This window comes from Mycobacterium novum, from assembly GCF_010726505.1.
GTDB lineage: Bacteria > Actinomycetota > Actinomycetes > Mycobacteriales > Mycobacteriaceae > Mycobacterium > Mycobacterium algericum.
In genome coordinates this window covers 1,689,493-1,704,375 of record NZ_AP022562.1, presented here as the reverse complement: position 1 = coordinate 1,704,375, position 14,883 = coordinate 1,689,493, and the positions used below count along the sequence as shown (strand labels likewise).

Sequence of the window (14,883 nt, the reverse complement as noted above, 5' to 3'; positions counted from 1 at the left end):
GGGTCGGCTCCGTCGCGGTGGCAGCCACCTCAGGCCGGGGCCAGGGCGGTCCGGGCGGGTTGCGCGGTGAGGAGCGGGATCCGCACATATCTGAACCAGGTCATCCCGGCGGCGCCGACGTAGCCGGCCATGAAGATCCAGAACGCCGTTGTGGCCGAACCACTGGACAGATATGACTGCCGCAACGCCAGATTGATCCCGACCCCGCCGAACGCCCCGATCGCCCCGGCGAAGCCGATCAACGCCCCCGACATGGCTCGCGACCACTGTCGCCGTTCACTCTCACTGAGGCCCAGGGTATGACTGCGGGCTTCGAAGACCGACGGGATCATCTTGTAGACCGAGCCGTTGCCGATCCCGGAGACGATGAACAACGCCACGAAGCCGACGCCGTAGCCCACCATGGTGGCGCTGGTGGTCGGACCGCCGTGATGGTCGGCCAGGACGCTGACACCGACGAGCACTCCCGCGGCCGCGAACATGCCACCGAATGCCGCCAGGGTGACCCGGCCACCGCCGAGCCGGTCGGCTATCCGGCCTCCGAAGATCCGGGCCAGCGACCCCAAAAGCGGGCCCAGAAATGCGATTTGAGCGGCGTGCAGCGAGGCCTGCGAGGGGCTCTGACCGCTGCCCATGAAACTGAGCTGAAGTACCTGGCCGAAGGCGAAGGAGAAGCCGATGAAGGAGCCGAAGGTACCGATGTAGAGCAGGGCGATGATCCAGGTGTCGGCCTCGGGCAGGATCGAGCGCATCGTGGACAGGTCGACCTTGTGGTTGTCCAGGTTGTCCATGAACAACGCCGCGCAGATCCCGGTCACCGCCAGGAACACCAGATAGACCGCGCACACCCAGTGGGGTTGCCGGTTGCCCGCGGTGGCCAGCACGGCCAACCCGATCAATTGGATCAGCGGCACGCCCAGGTTCCCCCCGCCGGCGTTGACCGCCAGCGCCCAGCCCTTGAGCCGGTTCGGGTAGAAGGCATTCACATTGGTCATCGAGGCGGCAAAATTACCGCCGCCGAGGCCGGTCGCCGCAGCGCACATCAGATACGGCCACAGGGGCAGTCCCGGGTGCGCCAGCAGCACCGTCATCGCCACCGTCGGGATCAACAGGACGAGCGCGGAGAAGACCGTCCAGTTGCGGCCGCCGAATGTCGCGGTCGCCAGCGAATAGGGGATACGTAATGCACCGCCGGCCAGGGTCGCGGTGGCCGCCAGGAGGAACTTGTCACCGGCGGTGAAGCCGTACACCGATTCCGGCATGAACAGCACCATCACCGACCAGATGGACCAGATCGAGAAGCCGACGTGTTCGGCGACCGTCGACCAGATCAGGTTGCGGCGGGCGATCTTGTCGTTTCCGGCCGCCCAAGCCACGGTGTCTTCGGGATCCCAGTCAGTGAGGAGGTGTGAACGAGCCATGTGGATAAGGTAGGAATGTTTCGTTACCGGAAAGCTGCACCGGATGTCCCCCCGGTGAACTTCTGCTCACGGCCCCGCCGTTCGGGTGTGAGACGCCATTGCCCGGGACGGTCGGCGCAGGTTCAGCGTCCCGATCGCGGTCAGCGCGGTCTTCCGGCCAGCGACCCGGCGGTCTCGAACGTTGCTACGGGCTGTCGCCGAAAAGCCTTGAGCCCACCGGAATCCGGGTCTGAGCGGTGATGAATCGATCGGCGATGATCCTGGCGATACCGGGGTGGGCACCCAGCGGTTCGGTCACCAGATCCGCCCCGGCGTCGTGCAGTCGACGCTGAAACAGCCCGTCCGCCAACAGATAAGAAGCGACCACCACTCGGATCGCTCCCCGGCGGCGCGCCGTGGCGACCGCGTCGGTCACGGTGGGGCCGCCGATGGCGGCGACCGCCGTCTCGACGGGCGAGCCGAGCAACCGCGACAGCATTCGAGCGGCCTGGACCAGGTCGGCGCGCGCCGTCGGGTCCGATGAGCCGGCCGCGGTCAGGATCACCGCATCCCCGGCCCGCCAGCCCGATTCGGCCAGCAGCGAGGCGACCACTGCGGCGACCCGGGGATCCGGTCCCAGCGCGGGTGTCAGCGTCACATTCGGGTGCCCACTGGCCAAAACATGCGTGGGCACGTCGACACCGACGTGGTAACCGCGGGCCAGAAAGGCCGGGACTACGACTGCCGGGCGGCCGGTCGCGGCTTCAGCGGAAAGGAGCTCTCCCGGCGTGGGTCCGAGCACGTCGACGAACGCCACCCGCACCGGCCGGGCCAGTAGCGCGCCGACCCGGTCGGCAAGCTCGCCGATCATCACCACGCCCTCGGGCCAGCGGGTTCCGTGTGCCACCAGGATCGGGATCATGCGGCCCCCGACTGGTAGTCGACTGCGAGCCGGTAGCCGCGCTTGACAACGGTGGCAACGATTTGGCTGTCGCCCAACGCGGTTCGCAGCCGAAGCACTGCGGTGTCCACCGCGTGCGTATTGCGTCCCTGGCCGGGCAGCGCTTGCAGCAACGCGTCGCGAGCCACGACGGCGCCCGGCCGGTGCGCCAGCACCCGCAGGGTGGCCAGGCCGGCGGGAGACACCGGCTTGACTATCCCGTCGACGAAGACCCGGTCGTCCGCAATCTCGATGAGGTGACCGGCCGCCTGAACGGTGCTCATGTATAAGGTTTAACGGCAGCGGATTTCGTCTGTGTTACCGACCGATTTCCAAACCGTTGCCTCGGTCGGACCGCGATCTCGGTCACACAGACACGGTTTCGGTGTCACGAGGGGGCACCGGGGTGGTCGCGGCCGGCATCCGGGGCGGGCGACGGACGTACCTCAGCCAGGTCAATGCGGCTGCCGCGCAATACGCTGCGAGGAAGATCCAGAAGGCGGGCGTCTCGCTGCCCGTGCTCGCGTAAGCCTGTCGCAACGTCAGGTTGATGGCCACCCCGCCGAGCGCGCCGACCGCCGTGGCGAAGCCGATCAAAGCGCCGGAATGCGAACGCGCCCAGTGCCGGCGTTCGGGTTCGGTGCGCTCCAGTGACCGGCTGCGGGCTTCGAAGATCGACGGGATCATCTTCAACACCGATCCGTTGCCCATCCCGGCCAGGATGAACAGCACCATGAATGCGGTGATGTAGAGGGCGATGGTGGACGAGGTCACCGAACCCGGGGTGCGGTCGTCGATCGTGCTGGTTATCGCCAATGCCGCTGCGGCCAACAACATTCCGACGAAGACGACGAACGTGACCCGTCCGCCGCCGCGCCGGTCGGCCACCCGGCGACCGTAGATGCGGGACAAGGCTCCCAACAGCGGTCCCAGGAAGGCGATCCGGGCGGCGTACAACGAGGCCTCGGCGGGACTATGGCCGGTCTCCTCGAACGTGACATGCAGCACTTGGGCGAACGCGAAAGCGAAGCCGATGAACGAGCCGAAAGCCGCGCAGTACAGTGCCGAGATGACCCAGCTGTCGGGGACCGCCAGGATCGACCGGATACTGCCCACCTCTTCGGCGCCGTGGTCGAGATTGTCCATCCGCAGGGCCGCACCGATGCCTACCAGCGCGAGCAGCACCAGATAGACAGCGCAGACGAGCTCCGGCTTGGTGTTGCCGGCGGTGGCCAGTACCAGCAGGCCGACCAGCTGAATGGCGGCCACCCCGAGGTTGCCGATACCGCCGCACAGCCCGAGCGCGACGCCTTTGAGGCGTTGCGGGTAGAAGGCGTCCACGTTGGCCAGCGATGCCGCGTAGTTGCCGCCGCCCAGTCCGGTCAGGGCCGCGCACACCAGATACATCCACAATGGCTGACCGGGGTTGACCAGCAACAACAGCGTGCCGACGGTGGGTATCAGCAGGATCAACGAGGAGAACACCGCCCAGTCGCGACCGCCGAACTTGGCGGTGGCCGACACGTAGGGAATCCGCGCACCCGCACCGACCAGGGTGGCGACCGCCGCGAGCAGCAGTTTGTCGCCCGGCGTTATGCCGTAAACCGACTCCGGCATGAACAGCACGACCACCGACCACAGTGACCAGATGGAGAAGGCAACGTGCATGGTCGCCGTCGACCAGATCAGGTTGCGCCGGGCGACGGCCTTATTGCCGTTCTCCCAGGCCGCGCAGTCCTCCGGATCGAATTCGCTGATGTGGGCGGGCGTCATTGACATCTCCTCGTGCTCTGAGCCACCGTCGCGGCCGTGCTGTGCGCCGCGGCGGGGCGCCGTGCGAACATACCCAGCTGAACTGGCAAGTTGCGGTGCAGAAGCTGTAAAAGCCTTGGAGTGCAAGCGCGCTGGCGTCTGCGGGTTGGCCGACAGTGGGCTGGAGAAGTGGCCTGCGTCACGCACTGGAGGATTGCGCGGGAGATTTGGCCGGCGTCAAGTGACGAATCGTTTCCGGCCGGAACCGGCCTCGATCAACCTAGCGGCAGCCAGCTGTTGACGGCTTGAGCGATCTGCAGGTACAGCGGAATGCCGATGGTCACGTTGTAGGAGAACGTCAGTCCCAGCGAAGCCGCCAGCGGCACCGTCGGACTGGCCTCGGGAATCGCGATTCGTTGCACTGCGGGGACGGCGATATACGAAGCCGCGCCGCACAGCACGGCGAACAGCACGTAGCTGCCTATCTCAAAGTGGGTGCCGGTGAGCTGAGCGTAGGTGTGGATGACGAGTATCCCTGCTATCGCAAAGAGATTCGGCGCCAACAGCCCGAACACGATCAATCCGTGGCCCGCGGCTCGCAGGTCCTTGAGTTTGCGCGACGCCGTCATCCCCATCTCGAGCAGGAACAGGCCCAGGATGCCCTGGAACGCGGTCACGAACACGTGGTCGCCTTCTGCGATGACCGCCGGGCCCTGCAGGCGGCCGATGAAGCCGATGATGATCCCGCCGAAAAGCAGGTACAGCCCCGGGTTGAGCAGTACTTCACGCAGCAGCGGGGCGCTGACCGGTGCCGCCGCCGCGGGCACCGGCTCCGCACCGGCCGGATCGGGATGCGTGCGCTTTTCCAGGGAGACCTGCAGTTCCTCCTCGGCCTCCAGTTGACGTGCGGTCACGGGTTGCTGTGCGCTCAACTGCGCGGCGGTGACCAACTCGGGGCGGGCCTCGGGGTTGTACCCGGGTTCGTCGGGCATGTTGCCCAGCGGGTCCATGCCGCGCTCACGGAACCGTGCCACCAGCAGCAGCGCCACGATGCAGCCCGGGATCTCCATGATGGCCAGCATCACCGGCATGTAGGCGTCGAAGGCGATGTCCAACGCGGCCAGTACCCCCAGGCAGGTGGCGAACGTGCCCGCCGAATCCGATCCGTAATAACCGGCCACGGTGGCCCGGTCGACACGGCGCATCCTCGTCATCCGGGACAGCATCCCGTAGGCGACGAATCCGATGACCAGGTTGGTGAGGAAGCCCAGCACGATGAAACCGAGGACAATGCCGATGCTCGATCCGTCGATGGTGGCGAGCTCCTGGCCGCCACGCCAGCCGATCGCCAGCAGTAGGTACAAGGTCAAGCCCTGGTACAGCACATAGGGGAATTCGAACTGGACTTTGAGTACCGGGATCAAAAAACCCATGTAGAAGAAGAGCAGCAGGGGCTTGAAGAGGTTATGGGTGAAGTTGTGCCAGAACTCAAACAGCATGGGGTCTCCCGTGTCGGTGGCCGGAGCCGCGTCAGACTACGCGGTGGGGCTGCCTGAAGCTCCTGTGGAGGCTACGCATTTGCTGTGCGGTCTGCGACCGAAAGAAACACGGCTGTTGTGATGTCCTCGTGTTTCGTCGTCGGTCGGTGCCCTGGTGGGTTGGAGTGCAACGCCATCTCCCGCTTCTCGTTTTGGACTACGGAGCGCAGAATCGCATCGGTGTCTCGAGGCGCCTATTCAGAGATCTTGAAGCGTCAGAGCTGCTAGTTTGCTGTGAAGGTTGTTGCCAAGCCTCTGGGAAGGCGGCGATGGTGCCACGTTCGACCTCCAGTTCGGGGATAATGTCAGCCCCAAATGGCACCGACCGGTTGTGACCCCGGCGTTGGCCAAGCGTCAACAGTCGGGAGCCGCGCATGTCAACCGGTGTATTCGGCAACGGCCACCGTGATGACCGCGGTGCCCATCGAGCCGACGCCGTCGCGGCCCGGTTCGGGGTTCCTCGGCGTATCGGCCCGGCGATTCGGCGTTCACGTTTGCAGCGCGGATTTCGGGGTGACCGCGTACAAGTGGCGCACGCTGCTGGAAGGGCTACCATGCGATTGTTCGTCCCACCCCGTACTGCCTCCTCCTGTCATTGAGTCGGATTCACGCTGCACCAGTTCCGGCAGCGCTTCACCCCAACCGTTTTGAGCCGCTGCCGAGAGACCTGATCCATGCAACAGAGCCTGACCGTTCCGGCCGAGAAGCCGCGCAATGGCGTAGCCGGTCTCAAGCACTGGCGCTACGATCTGCGGTCGGGTTTCACGGTGGCCATGATCTCGCTGCCGTTCTCGATGGGAATCGCGATCACCTCGGGCGCGCCGCCGATCTGCGGGATTGTGTCGGCGATCATCGCCGGTTTTGTGCTGCCGTTTCTGGGCGGCTCGTATGTGACCATCAGCGGCCCGGCGGCGGGTCTGGCGCCGGCCCTGTTCGCCGGCATGATCATGCTGGGACAAGTCCGGCTGGGCGACGGCGCCTCGGAATCCGAGTTGCTCGCGGTGGGTTACCCCCTGGTTCTGGTTGCCATCGCCCTTGCGGGCGTGGTGCAGGTGATCCTTGCCAGGTTGAAGGTGGCCCGTCTGAGCGCCATCTTCCCGGCCGCGGCCATTCAGGGCATGTTGTGCGCGATCGGCCTGATGATCATCGCCAAGCAGATCCCGCTGTTCATGGGTGTCACATTCGATGCCCGCGAATTCTGGGCGATCCTGGGCGAAGTGCCCCGCCGTGTCGGGTCGATCAACCCTGAGGTCTTCGGCCTGGGGGTCGGTTGCCTGGCGGGGCTTTTCGTGCTGACGGCGATTTCTGGGCGGCTGTTGAAGGTTATGCCGCCTCCGGTCTGGGTGTTCCTCGCCGGCACGCTCGCCAGCGTATTCATCCTGAAGCTGGACGAGCACTACCTGATCAACGTCCCGGGTTCACTCATGGACGGGATTGTGCTGCCCGACTTCGGGACGGTGTTCGCCCATCCCGGACTATGGCTGCCGCTGGTCTACCTCGTCGTCACCTTGGTCTTGATCGACGGGGCCGAGTCCCTGGCCACGATCGCGGCTGTGGACAAGATCGACCCGTTTCGTCGCCGCTCCGACCCGGATCGGACCCTGCTGGCCATGGGCGCGTCCAACGTCGCTTCCAGCGCGCTCGGTGGCTTGACCATCATCCCCGGCATGGTCAAGAGCACGGCCAATATTCTGGGCGGCGGCCGCACCCAGTGGGCCAACTTTTACAACGCCTGCTTCTTGCTGATGTTCGTGCTGCTGTTCAGCGACCTGATCAACATGGTCCCTTTGACGGTGTTGGCCGCCGTCCTGGTGTTCATCGGCTACAGACTGTGTAGGCCGGCAGTTTGGCTCAATGTTGCACGGGTCGGGACAGAGCAGTTCCTCGTCTTCGCGATCACCTTGCTCGTGACGTTGACGACGGACCTGCTCATCGGTCTGCTCGCCGGCGTCGCCGTGAAGTTGGTACTGAATCTGTGGTTGGAGGGCCTTTGGCACACGGTGCACAACCGCTCAGACTCCGCCAACCCGAGTCTTGTCGGCCGCTTCCTCGGTCTCTTCCGCAATCCGGTGGCGCAGCGGGGATTCGATGAGGGCGCCTACCACCTGTACCTGGATGGTTCCCTGGTGTGTTTCAACCTGTTCCACGTCATTCGGGAGCTGGACCAGTTTCCGCAGGATACCCAGACGGTGTACCTGCATGTGAGCTCGCGCGTGGCCGTCGTCGATCACACGACGAGTGAGACCCTTCGGTATTTCCTGGAGGAGTTCAGCGGCCAGAATGAGAGCCCGACGCTGCTGATCGAGGGATTGGACCACATGCGGCCCCTCTCCAAGCACGAGATGAGCACCCGAATCGCCCTGGCCGGCCTCGAGGAGTTAGGCAGCCCCCAACCAACGGATTCACGGCCCACCACGCCACGGGAAACATCAGGAGATTCAGAAACTCCCCGCTACCAGACGCCGCCGTCGCGCCAGTCGCAGGCCAGGTCGGAGGTGGTGTCCAGGTCGAATTCTATCGGCATCACAAAAACGGTGCCGTCGGCTTCGGGGGTACGTTGCGGCCCGGTCGGAGACAGCACCGATGTCGGCCCGCGCCACGGCAGCCAACCGCGCGAACTGTAGATCCGCCGGCTGATCTCGGCCGAACTGAGCGCGCCGACTTCGAAGGCGCCCCGGATCACCTGTTCGCAGGCATCCAACACCGCGGTCGCCAAGCCTTTGCCCCGGTGGTCTTCGGCGACCGCGACGGCCTCCACGTAGCCGGCACGCAGCGATCGGCCGCGGTACAGCAGGTGGCGCCGGACCACTGCACCGTGGGCGATAAGTATGCCGCGGCGCCAGATGAGGGCGTGCATACCGCCGAGCGCGTGCTGCCAGTGGCCGCCGGGGGGCGCGTCACCTGCGGCCCCAAAGGCGTGGTCGACCAGTTGGCGGGCGCCGCGACGGGTGTCGTCGTCCAGATCGGAGGTGTGGATCAGGCGTGCGGTGTTGACCTGGCCGGGCACCCGCCGGCCTACCAGCTCGAGTGGTCGGACGGATGGTGGCGCGGACGCGACCAGTGCATCCGCACGGTCTGTCCGGGCCGGATCTGCCCCAGCGTGTCGATGTCCTCCTCGACCACCACACCGACCACCGGGTAGGCGCCGGTGACCGGATGGTCCGGGCCGAGGATGATCGGGAAACCGTTCGGTGGAACCTGGATCGCGCCGCGATCGGCGCCCTCGGCGGGTAGCTGCCGCTCCGGCCACCGGTATTCCAGCGGCATCCCCACCAGCCGCATCCCGACTCGGTCACTGCGGTTGGTGACCAGCCAGTTGGTGCGCACCATGATGTCAGGGTCGACGAACCAATCATCGCGGGGTCCGGGGGTCACCCGCAGCTCGACCACGTCGTCCGGGATCGTCGCCACCGGTGCCTGGTCGATCTCCGGATAGTCGCCGGTCCGTTCGCCGATCTGCAGTACATCGCCGTCGCGCAACGGCGCCGGGCCGATCGCCGCCATCACGTCGTAGCTGCGCGAGCCCAGCACGGGTGTGACCTCGATGCCCCCGCGTACCGCGAGGTAGGTTCGCAGGCCGGACCGGGGGGTGCCCAGTGAGATCAGCTGTCCGTCGTGGACGCGCTGAATACTGTTGGTGCCGAACGTAATCCCGTCGACTTCTGGATCGGTGTCGGCGCCGGTGACCGCGATGTCGACATCGCCGCCGTGAACGCGCGCGGCGAATCCGCCGAATGCGACCTCGATGGTGGCCCGATCGTCGGGATTGGCCACCAGACGGTTGGCCAGCTGGTGCGACCGGCGATCGGCGGCCCCGGACCGGGTGACACCCAGATGGCCCAGCCCGGCCCGGCCCAGGTCCTCGACCAAGGCCAGCGGACCGGTACGCAGTATCTCCAACCTGGTCATGTCATCCTCCCGTCACACGGCCCGGAACTGCACCGTCAGGCCCGGTGTCAGCAGCGCCGGGTTGGGCCGTTGCAGGTCCCACAGCACCGCGTCCGTCCGACCGATCAACTGCCAGCCGCCCGGCCACTGCCGCGGGTAGACACCGCTGAACTGTCCGGCCAGCGCCACCGAGCCGGCCGGAACGGTGTCGCGCAAGTCGGCACGGCGCGGCACTTCCAGCCGCGGGTCGCCGCCGATCAGATAGGCGAAGCCCGGTGTGGAGCCGCCGAATCCGACCCGCCACGGCGTCGTGGTGTGAGCGTTGATCACCTGCGCGACGGTCAAGCCGGTGCGCTCGGCTACCTCGGCGAGGTCGGCGCCGTCGTAGACCACGTCGATCACCACGTCGATGGCGGCGTCATGCGCGGTGGGTTCGATCTCGTCCGGTTCGACGGTCAGTTTGGCCAACCGTCGCCGCACGTCTGTCTGGTAGCCGGGCGCGGCCAGTTTTACGAAGACGGTGTGCGACGCCGGGATGATGTCGACCACCCCGGGTAACGCTGCGGCGGTCAGCGCTGCGGTCCATGCCAGCACCTCGGCGGTCCGGTCGAACTGCAACAGCAGCGCGCAGTCGCCGTAGTCGACGATGCTGTGAGTCTGGGTGAGATCCGTGAAATCCAGTGTCGCGCTCATGCCCCGACCGTAGTCGCGGAAAGTGAGCCAGGCCACATTTCTGGCGGCTATGCCAGAGGGGTCTTACCGAATACGCAGAGTTACGCGTCGGCGCCGAGTTAGCCGATCACTTTGGCGATGAGGCCGGGCAGTTGGTCGGCCACCAGCGGGTAGCTCAGCGGGGAGGCGAAGGCGATCGCGCCGGCCTGCTCCTTGGTGGTGAAGACGCTGCGCGACTCGTACGCGGCGATGTCCGCATCGTCGAGCAGCGCCCCGCGTTCGTCGTCGCTGTCGGTGGTCCAGATCAGTACGTCAGCAGCGGGGAGAACCGAACCGATCCGGTCGTGCTCGATCAGCGCGGGGGCATCGGCGAGGGTGAGTCCCATCCGGGCCAGGAACTCGGCACGCCAGCCGGTGCTGGTGGCGACGTTTCCGTGGTCGAGGCGGCCTGCCAGCAGCAGCACCGTCTTGCCCTTGAAACCGGGGTGTGCCGCAGCGACTTCGGCGAACCTTGCGTCGACGCCGTCGACGAGTGCCCGCATCTGCTGGGCTTGATGCACCGCCTGGCCGATGGCGGCCGCCTGGGTCTTCCACGGCTCGAAGAAGGCATCGCGGCCCGACTGCGGCACGGTCGGCGCGATCGCGGACAGCTTCTGGTAGGTGTCGGCGTCCACCCCGGCGTTCGTCGCGATGATCAGGTCAGGCTTGAGTTCGGCGATCTGGGCGACCGCGATCCCGTTGTCCAGGTCCAGCACCGTGGGTTCGGCGTCACCGAGGCGCTGTTGCGCCCAGGGCCACACCGCGAACGGCTGGTCGCCGAACCAGTTGGTGATCGCGATCGGCACGACGCCCAGGGCGAGCAGGTCGTCCTGACCGGTGTAGCCGGCGCAGACGACCCGCTTGGGCGGTTCCGGCACGGTGGTCTCGCCGAAGAGATGCGCGATGGTCACCGGGCCCGGTGCGCCGCCGTCCGACTGGTCGCGCGACGAGCAGGCCGCCAGCAGCGCGGCGCCCCCCGCCGCGCCGCAGAGGCCGAAGAAGCCGCGCCGGCTCCACTGGTCCCGCATTGCGCGAGATTAACGCTGATCAGCGAGGTTGGCCATACCCGCCGCCGCCCGGCGTCTCGATCACCAGCACGTCGCCGGGCGCCATGTCGGTCGAGTCGCAGCCCGCCAGCTCGGTCACCTCGCCGTCGGCGCGCATCACCCGGTTGCGCCCCAGCGCCCCCGGTGATCCGCCGGCCATGCCGTAGGGCGCCACCGCCCGATGTCCCGACAGCACACTGACGGTCATCGGCTCGCGGAACTCGATGCGCCGCAGCCCGCCGTCGCCGCCGGTCCAGCGCCCCGAGCCGCCGCTGCCCCGCCGGATGGCGAACTCGCGCAACAACACCGGGAAACGCATCTCGAGCACCTCCGGGTCGGTGAGGCGGGAGTTGGTCATGTGGGTCTGCACCACCGCGGCGCCGTCGAAGCCGTCGCCGGCGCCGGAGCCGGAGCCGAGTGTCTCGTAGTACTGGTGGCCGGCATTGCCGAACGTGACGTTGTTCATCGTGCCGGAACCTTCGGCCTGCACCCGCAGCGCGGCCAGTAGTGCCCCGGTGATCGCTTGGGAGGTTTCGACGTTTCCGGCCACCACCGCGGCCGGATAGCCCGGCGCCAGCATCGTCGCGTCCGGAATCGTGATACGCAGTGGGCGCAGGCAGCCGTCGTTGATCGGGATGTCGTCCTCGACGAGGGTGCGGAATACGTAGAGCACCGCGGCGCTCGCTACCGACGACGGCGCGTTGAAATTCGTCGCCAACTGGGGCGAGGTTCCGTCGAAGTCGATGGTGGCGCTGCGGGCGGCGCGGTCGACGGTCACCCGCACCGCGATCGTCGCACCGGAGTCCATCACATAGCGGTATTCGCCGTCGTCGAGGGAGTCGATCACCCGGCGCACTGCCTCCTCGGCGTTGTCCTGCACGTGACGCATGTAGGCCTGCACGACATCCAGGCCGAAATGATCGATCATCGTCCGGATCTCGTCGATGCCCTTCTGGTTGGCGGCGACCTGCGCGCGCAGGTCCGCGAGGTTGGTGTCGGGGCTGCGTGACGGGAATCGTCCACCGGTGAGCAGCGATCGGGTCTGCGCTTCGCGGAACCGCCCGTCGTCGACCAGTAGCCAGTTGTCGAACAGCACCCCTTCCTCGTCGACGGTACTGCTGTCGGCCGGCATGGAACCCGGCGTGGTTCCGCCGATTTCGGCGTGATGGCCGCGGGATGCGACGAAGAACAGTACCGGGTCGTCCGGGCTCGCGGAGTCGCGGTAGACCGGGGTGATGACAGTGATATCCGGCAGGTGGGTACCGCCGTGGTACGGGTCGTTGACCGCGTAGACCTGACCGGGCCGCAGCTGCCCGGCGCGCCGGGCGATCACCTCCTTGACGGTGGCGCCCATCGACCCCAGGTGCACCGGGATGTGCGGTGCGTTGGCGACCAGGTTGCCGTCCGCGTCGAACAGTGCGCAGGAGAAGTCCAGTCGTTCACGGATATTCACCGATTGAGCGGTGGCCTCCAGCCGGGTGCCCATCTGCTCGGCGATGGCCATGAACAGGTTGTTGAAGATCTCCAGCAGCACCGGATCAGCGTGAGTCCCGGCATCATCCGGCGCCGCGGCCGCCGTCCGTCGCAGCAGCAGCTGTCCGTCGGCGGTCAGCTGCGCCCGCCAACCGTCGTCGACGACGGTGGTGGCGTTGTCCTCGGCGATGATGGCCGGTCCGGACACCACGTCGGCCGGGGTGATTGCGTCGCGCCGGTAGAGCGGCGCGTCACGCCAACTGCCGCCGGTGTAGAGCCGAACGGCCTCGGCGGAGTGACATCCGGTGCCCGAAGCCGCCTGATCGGCCAGCTCGGGTTGTTCGGTGAGGCCTGTCGCCTCGACCGCGACCGCTTCGGCGATCAACGGACGCTCCATCAAGAACGAGTACATGCTGCGGTGGATGTCTTCGAATGCCGCCGTCATCTGCGCGATATCGGCCAGTTCGACGGGGATGGCGGTGTCGGTGCCCTGGTAGCGCAGGTGAACCCGCCGTGTCACCCGGATCCGGTCGGCCGGAATATCTTGGTCGGCAAGGGCTGCGCGTGCCTGCCGTTCCAGACCGTCGGCGACGTCGCCGAGTTCGGGCGCCGCCGAGTCGAGCCGGGCCTCGACGGAGCGCTCCCGTATCACCGTGGTGTCGGCCAGTCCGATGCCCAGCGCGGACAGCACGCCGGCCATCGGCGGCACCAGCACCGTGCGGATGCCGAGTTCGTCGGCGACCGCACAGGCGTGCTGGCCACCGGCCCCGCCGAAGGTGGTGAGGGCGTAGCGGGTGATGTCGTGGCCCTTGGCCACCGAGATCTTCTTGACCGCGTTGGCCATGTTCGCCACCGCGATCCGCAGGAACCCTTCGGCGACCTGCTCGGGGCTGCGGGCCGCCGAGTTCTGGCCGGTGGCCGCATGGATTGCGGCGGCCAGGTCGGAGAAGCCCCGGCGCACCGCGGCCGCGTCCAGCGGCTCGTCGCCCGAGGGGCCGAACACCGGCGGGAAATGCGCCGGCTGGATACGCCCGAGCAGCACGTTGGCGTCGGTGACGGTCAGCGGGCCACCGCGCCGGTAGCAGGCCGGTCCCGGGTCGGCACCCGCGGATTCCGGTCCCACCCGATATCGGCCGCCGTCGAAGTGCAGGATCGACCCGCCGCCGGCAGCGACGGTGTGGATGTGCAGCATCGGCGCGCGCAGCCGAACCCCGGCGACCTCGGTGGTGAACACCCGCTCGTAACCGCCCGACGCGGCGCTGTAATGCGAGACGTCGGTGGAGGTTCCACCCATGTCGAACCCGATCACCGCATCGAATCCGGCCAGCGCCGACATCGCGACCATGCCCACGATCCCCCCGGCGGGCCCGGACAGGATCGCATCCTTGCCGCGGAAGTGATCGGCCGCCGTCAGCCCACCGTTGGATTGCATGAACATCAGCCGCACCCCGTGCAGTTCGTCGGCCACCTGGGCGACGTAGCGGCGCAGCACCGGGGACAGGTAGGCGTCGACGACCGCGGTGTCGCCACGTGGAATGAGCTTGGGCAGCGGGCTGACTTCACTCGACAGCGAGATCTGGGAGAAGCCCAGCTGTTCGGCCAGCGCACCGATCGCCTGTTCGTGCACCGGGTTCCGATAACTGTGCAGGCACACCACCGCCACCGAGCGGATCCCGTCGGCGTACGCGGCGCGCAGCGCCTCGCCCAGCGCGTCCAGATCCGGTGCGCACAGCACACTGCCGTCGGCGCCGACACGCTCGTCGACCTCCACGGTCCGCTCGTAGAGCTGATCGGGCAGCACGATGTGGCGGTCGAAGATGCGCGGCCGGCTCTGGTAGCCGATGCGCAGCGCATCGCCGAACCCGCGGGTGATGACCAGCAAAGTGCGCTCCCCGGCGCGCTCCAGCAGGGCGTTGGTGGCCACCGTGGTGCCCATCCGCACGGCTTCGACGGTGCCGGGCGGAATCGGCGCGTCGTCGGGGACCTGCAGCAGGGCGCGGATTCCGGCCACCGCGGCGTCGCGGTACCGGTCGGGGTTCTCCGAGAGCAGTTTGTGGGTGAGCAGGCGCCCATCGGGCCGCCGGGCCACGATGTCGGTGAAGGTGCCGCCCCGGTCGATCCAGAACTGCCACATC

General features: G+C 67.2%; 9 protein-coding genes and 2 pseudogenes. 1 reads left to right on the top strand and 10 read right to left on the bottom strand.

Annotated features, from left to right (window positions below):
- Positions 1-29: 29 nt before the first annotated feature.
- From G6N19_RS07855 to G6N19_RS07835, 5 genes and pseudogenes are all read right to left on the bottom strand, one after another.
- The gene (locus G6N19_RS07855) at positions 30-1,421 is read right to left on the bottom strand and encodes a nitrate/nitrite transporter (protein WP_193466114.1); all 1,392 of its coding nucleotides are present in this window, start codon (positions 1,419-1,421) and stop codon (positions 30-32) included.
- A 184-nt stretch (positions 1,422-1,605) separates the two neighbouring features.
- The gene (locus G6N19_RS07850; protein WP_193466113.1) at positions 1,606-2,322 is read right to left on the bottom strand and encodes a sirohydrochlorin chelatase; all 717 of its coding nucleotides are present in this window, start codon (positions 2,320-2,322) and stop codon (positions 1,606-1,608) included.
- Positions 2,319-2,618, bottom strand: a pseudogene (locus tag G6N19_RS07845) (winged helix-turn-helix domain-containing protein); the annotation flags it as partial. The pseudogene G6N19_RS07845 and the gene G6N19_RS07850, both read right to left, overlap by 4 nt.
- 88 nt (positions 2,619-2,706) lie before the next feature.
- Positions 2,707-4,113 carry an MFS transporter gene (locus G6N19_RS07840; protein ID WP_193466112.1) on the bottom strand — a complete coding sequence of 469 codons (1,407 nt, stop codon included), beginning with the start codon at positions 4,111-4,113 and terminating at the stop codon, positions 2,707-2,709.
- Positions 4,114-4,367: 254 nt separating this feature from the next.
- Positions 4,368-5,591 (bottom strand): sodium-dependent bicarbonate transport family permease, encoded by a 1,224-nt coding sequence (locus G6N19_RS07835; RefSeq protein ID WP_193466111.1) that lies wholly within the window; start codon positions 5,589-5,591, stop codon positions 4,368-4,370.
- 713 nt (positions 5,592-6,304) lie between these two features.
- Here G6N19_RS07835 and G6N19_RS21195 point away from each other — a divergent pair.
- A pseudogene (locus G6N19_RS21195) lies at positions 6,305-7,471 on the top strand (SulP family inorganic anion transporter); the annotation flags it as partial.
- A gap of 611 nt (positions 7,472-8,082) precedes the next feature.
- Here the strand turns inward: G6N19_RS21195 and G6N19_RS07830 are convergent.
- The 5 genes from G6N19_RS07830 to G6N19_RS07810 all read right to left on the bottom strand — a co-directional run bounded on the left by G6N19_RS07830 (position 8,083) and on the right by G6N19_RS07810 (position 14,882).
- Positions 8,083-8,652 (bottom strand): GNAT family N-acetyltransferase, encoded by a 570-nt coding sequence (locus G6N19_RS07830; protein WP_408632490.1) that lies wholly within the window; start codon positions 8,650-8,652, stop codon positions 8,083-8,085.
- Positions 8,646-9,539, bottom strand: a complete 894-nt coding sequence (locus G6N19_RS07825) for a 5-oxoprolinase/urea amidolyase family protein (protein WP_193466109.1) — start codon at positions 9,537-9,539, stop codon at positions 8,646-8,648. Before G6N19_RS07825 ends, G6N19_RS07830 begins: the two co-directional genes overlap by 7 nt.
- A gap of 12 nt (positions 9,540-9,551) precedes the next feature.
- On the bottom strand, positions 9,552-10,211 hold the full coding sequence (locus G6N19_RS07820) for a 5-oxoprolinase subunit B family protein (RefSeq protein ID WP_193466108.1): 660 nt from the start codon (positions 10,209-10,211) through the stop codon (positions 9,552-9,554).
- A gap of 98 nt (positions 10,212-10,309) precedes the next feature.
- A complete protein-coding gene (locus G6N19_RS07815) occupies positions 10,310-11,257 on the bottom strand; it encodes an ABC transporter substrate-binding protein (protein WP_193466107.1) in 948 nt (315 codons plus the stop codon).
- A gap of 19 nt (positions 11,258-11,276) precedes the next feature.
- A complete protein-coding gene (locus G6N19_RS07810; RefSeq protein ID WP_193466336.1) occupies positions 11,277-14,882 on the bottom strand; it encodes a hydantoinase B/oxoprolinase family protein in 3,606 nt (1,201 codons plus the stop codon).
- Position 14,883 lies beyond the last annotated feature (1 nt).

What these genes read in the sequence shown, in the direction of transcription:
- G6N19_RS07810 (WP_193466336.1), bottom strand. Translation starts at nt 14,882, where the DNA reads ATGTGGCAGTTCTGGATCGACCGGGGCGGCACCTTCACCGACATCGTG.
- G6N19_RS07820 (WP_193466108.1), bottom strand. Translation starts at nt 10,211, where the DNA reads ATGAGCGCGACACTGGATTTCACGGATCTCACCCAGACTCACAGCATC.
- G6N19_RS07815 (WP_193466107.1), bottom strand. Translation starts at nt 11,257, where the DNA reads ATGCGGGACCAGTGGAGCCGGCGCGGCTTCTTCGGCCTCTGCGGCGCG.
- G6N19_RS07835 (WP_193466111.1), bottom strand. Translation starts at nt 5,591, where the DNA reads ATGCTGTTTGAGTTCTGGCACAACTTCACCCATAACCTCTTCAAGCCC.
- G6N19_RS07855 (WP_193466114.1), bottom strand. Translation starts at nt 1,421, where the DNA reads ATGGCTCGTTCACACCTCCTCACTGACTGGGATCCCGAAGACACCGTG.
- G6N19_RS07840 (WP_193466112.1), bottom strand. Translation starts at nt 4,113, where the DNA reads ATGACGCCCGCCCACATCAGCGAATTCGATCCGGAGGACTGCGCGGCC.
- G6N19_RS07850 (WP_193466113.1), bottom strand. Translation starts at nt 2,322, where the DNA reads ATGATCCCGATCCTGGTGGCACACGGAACCCGCTGGCCCGAGGGCGTG.
- G6N19_RS07825 (WP_193466109.1), bottom strand. Translation starts at nt 9,539, where the DNA reads ATGACCAGGTTGGAGATACTGCGTACCGGTCCGCTGGCCTTGGTCGAG.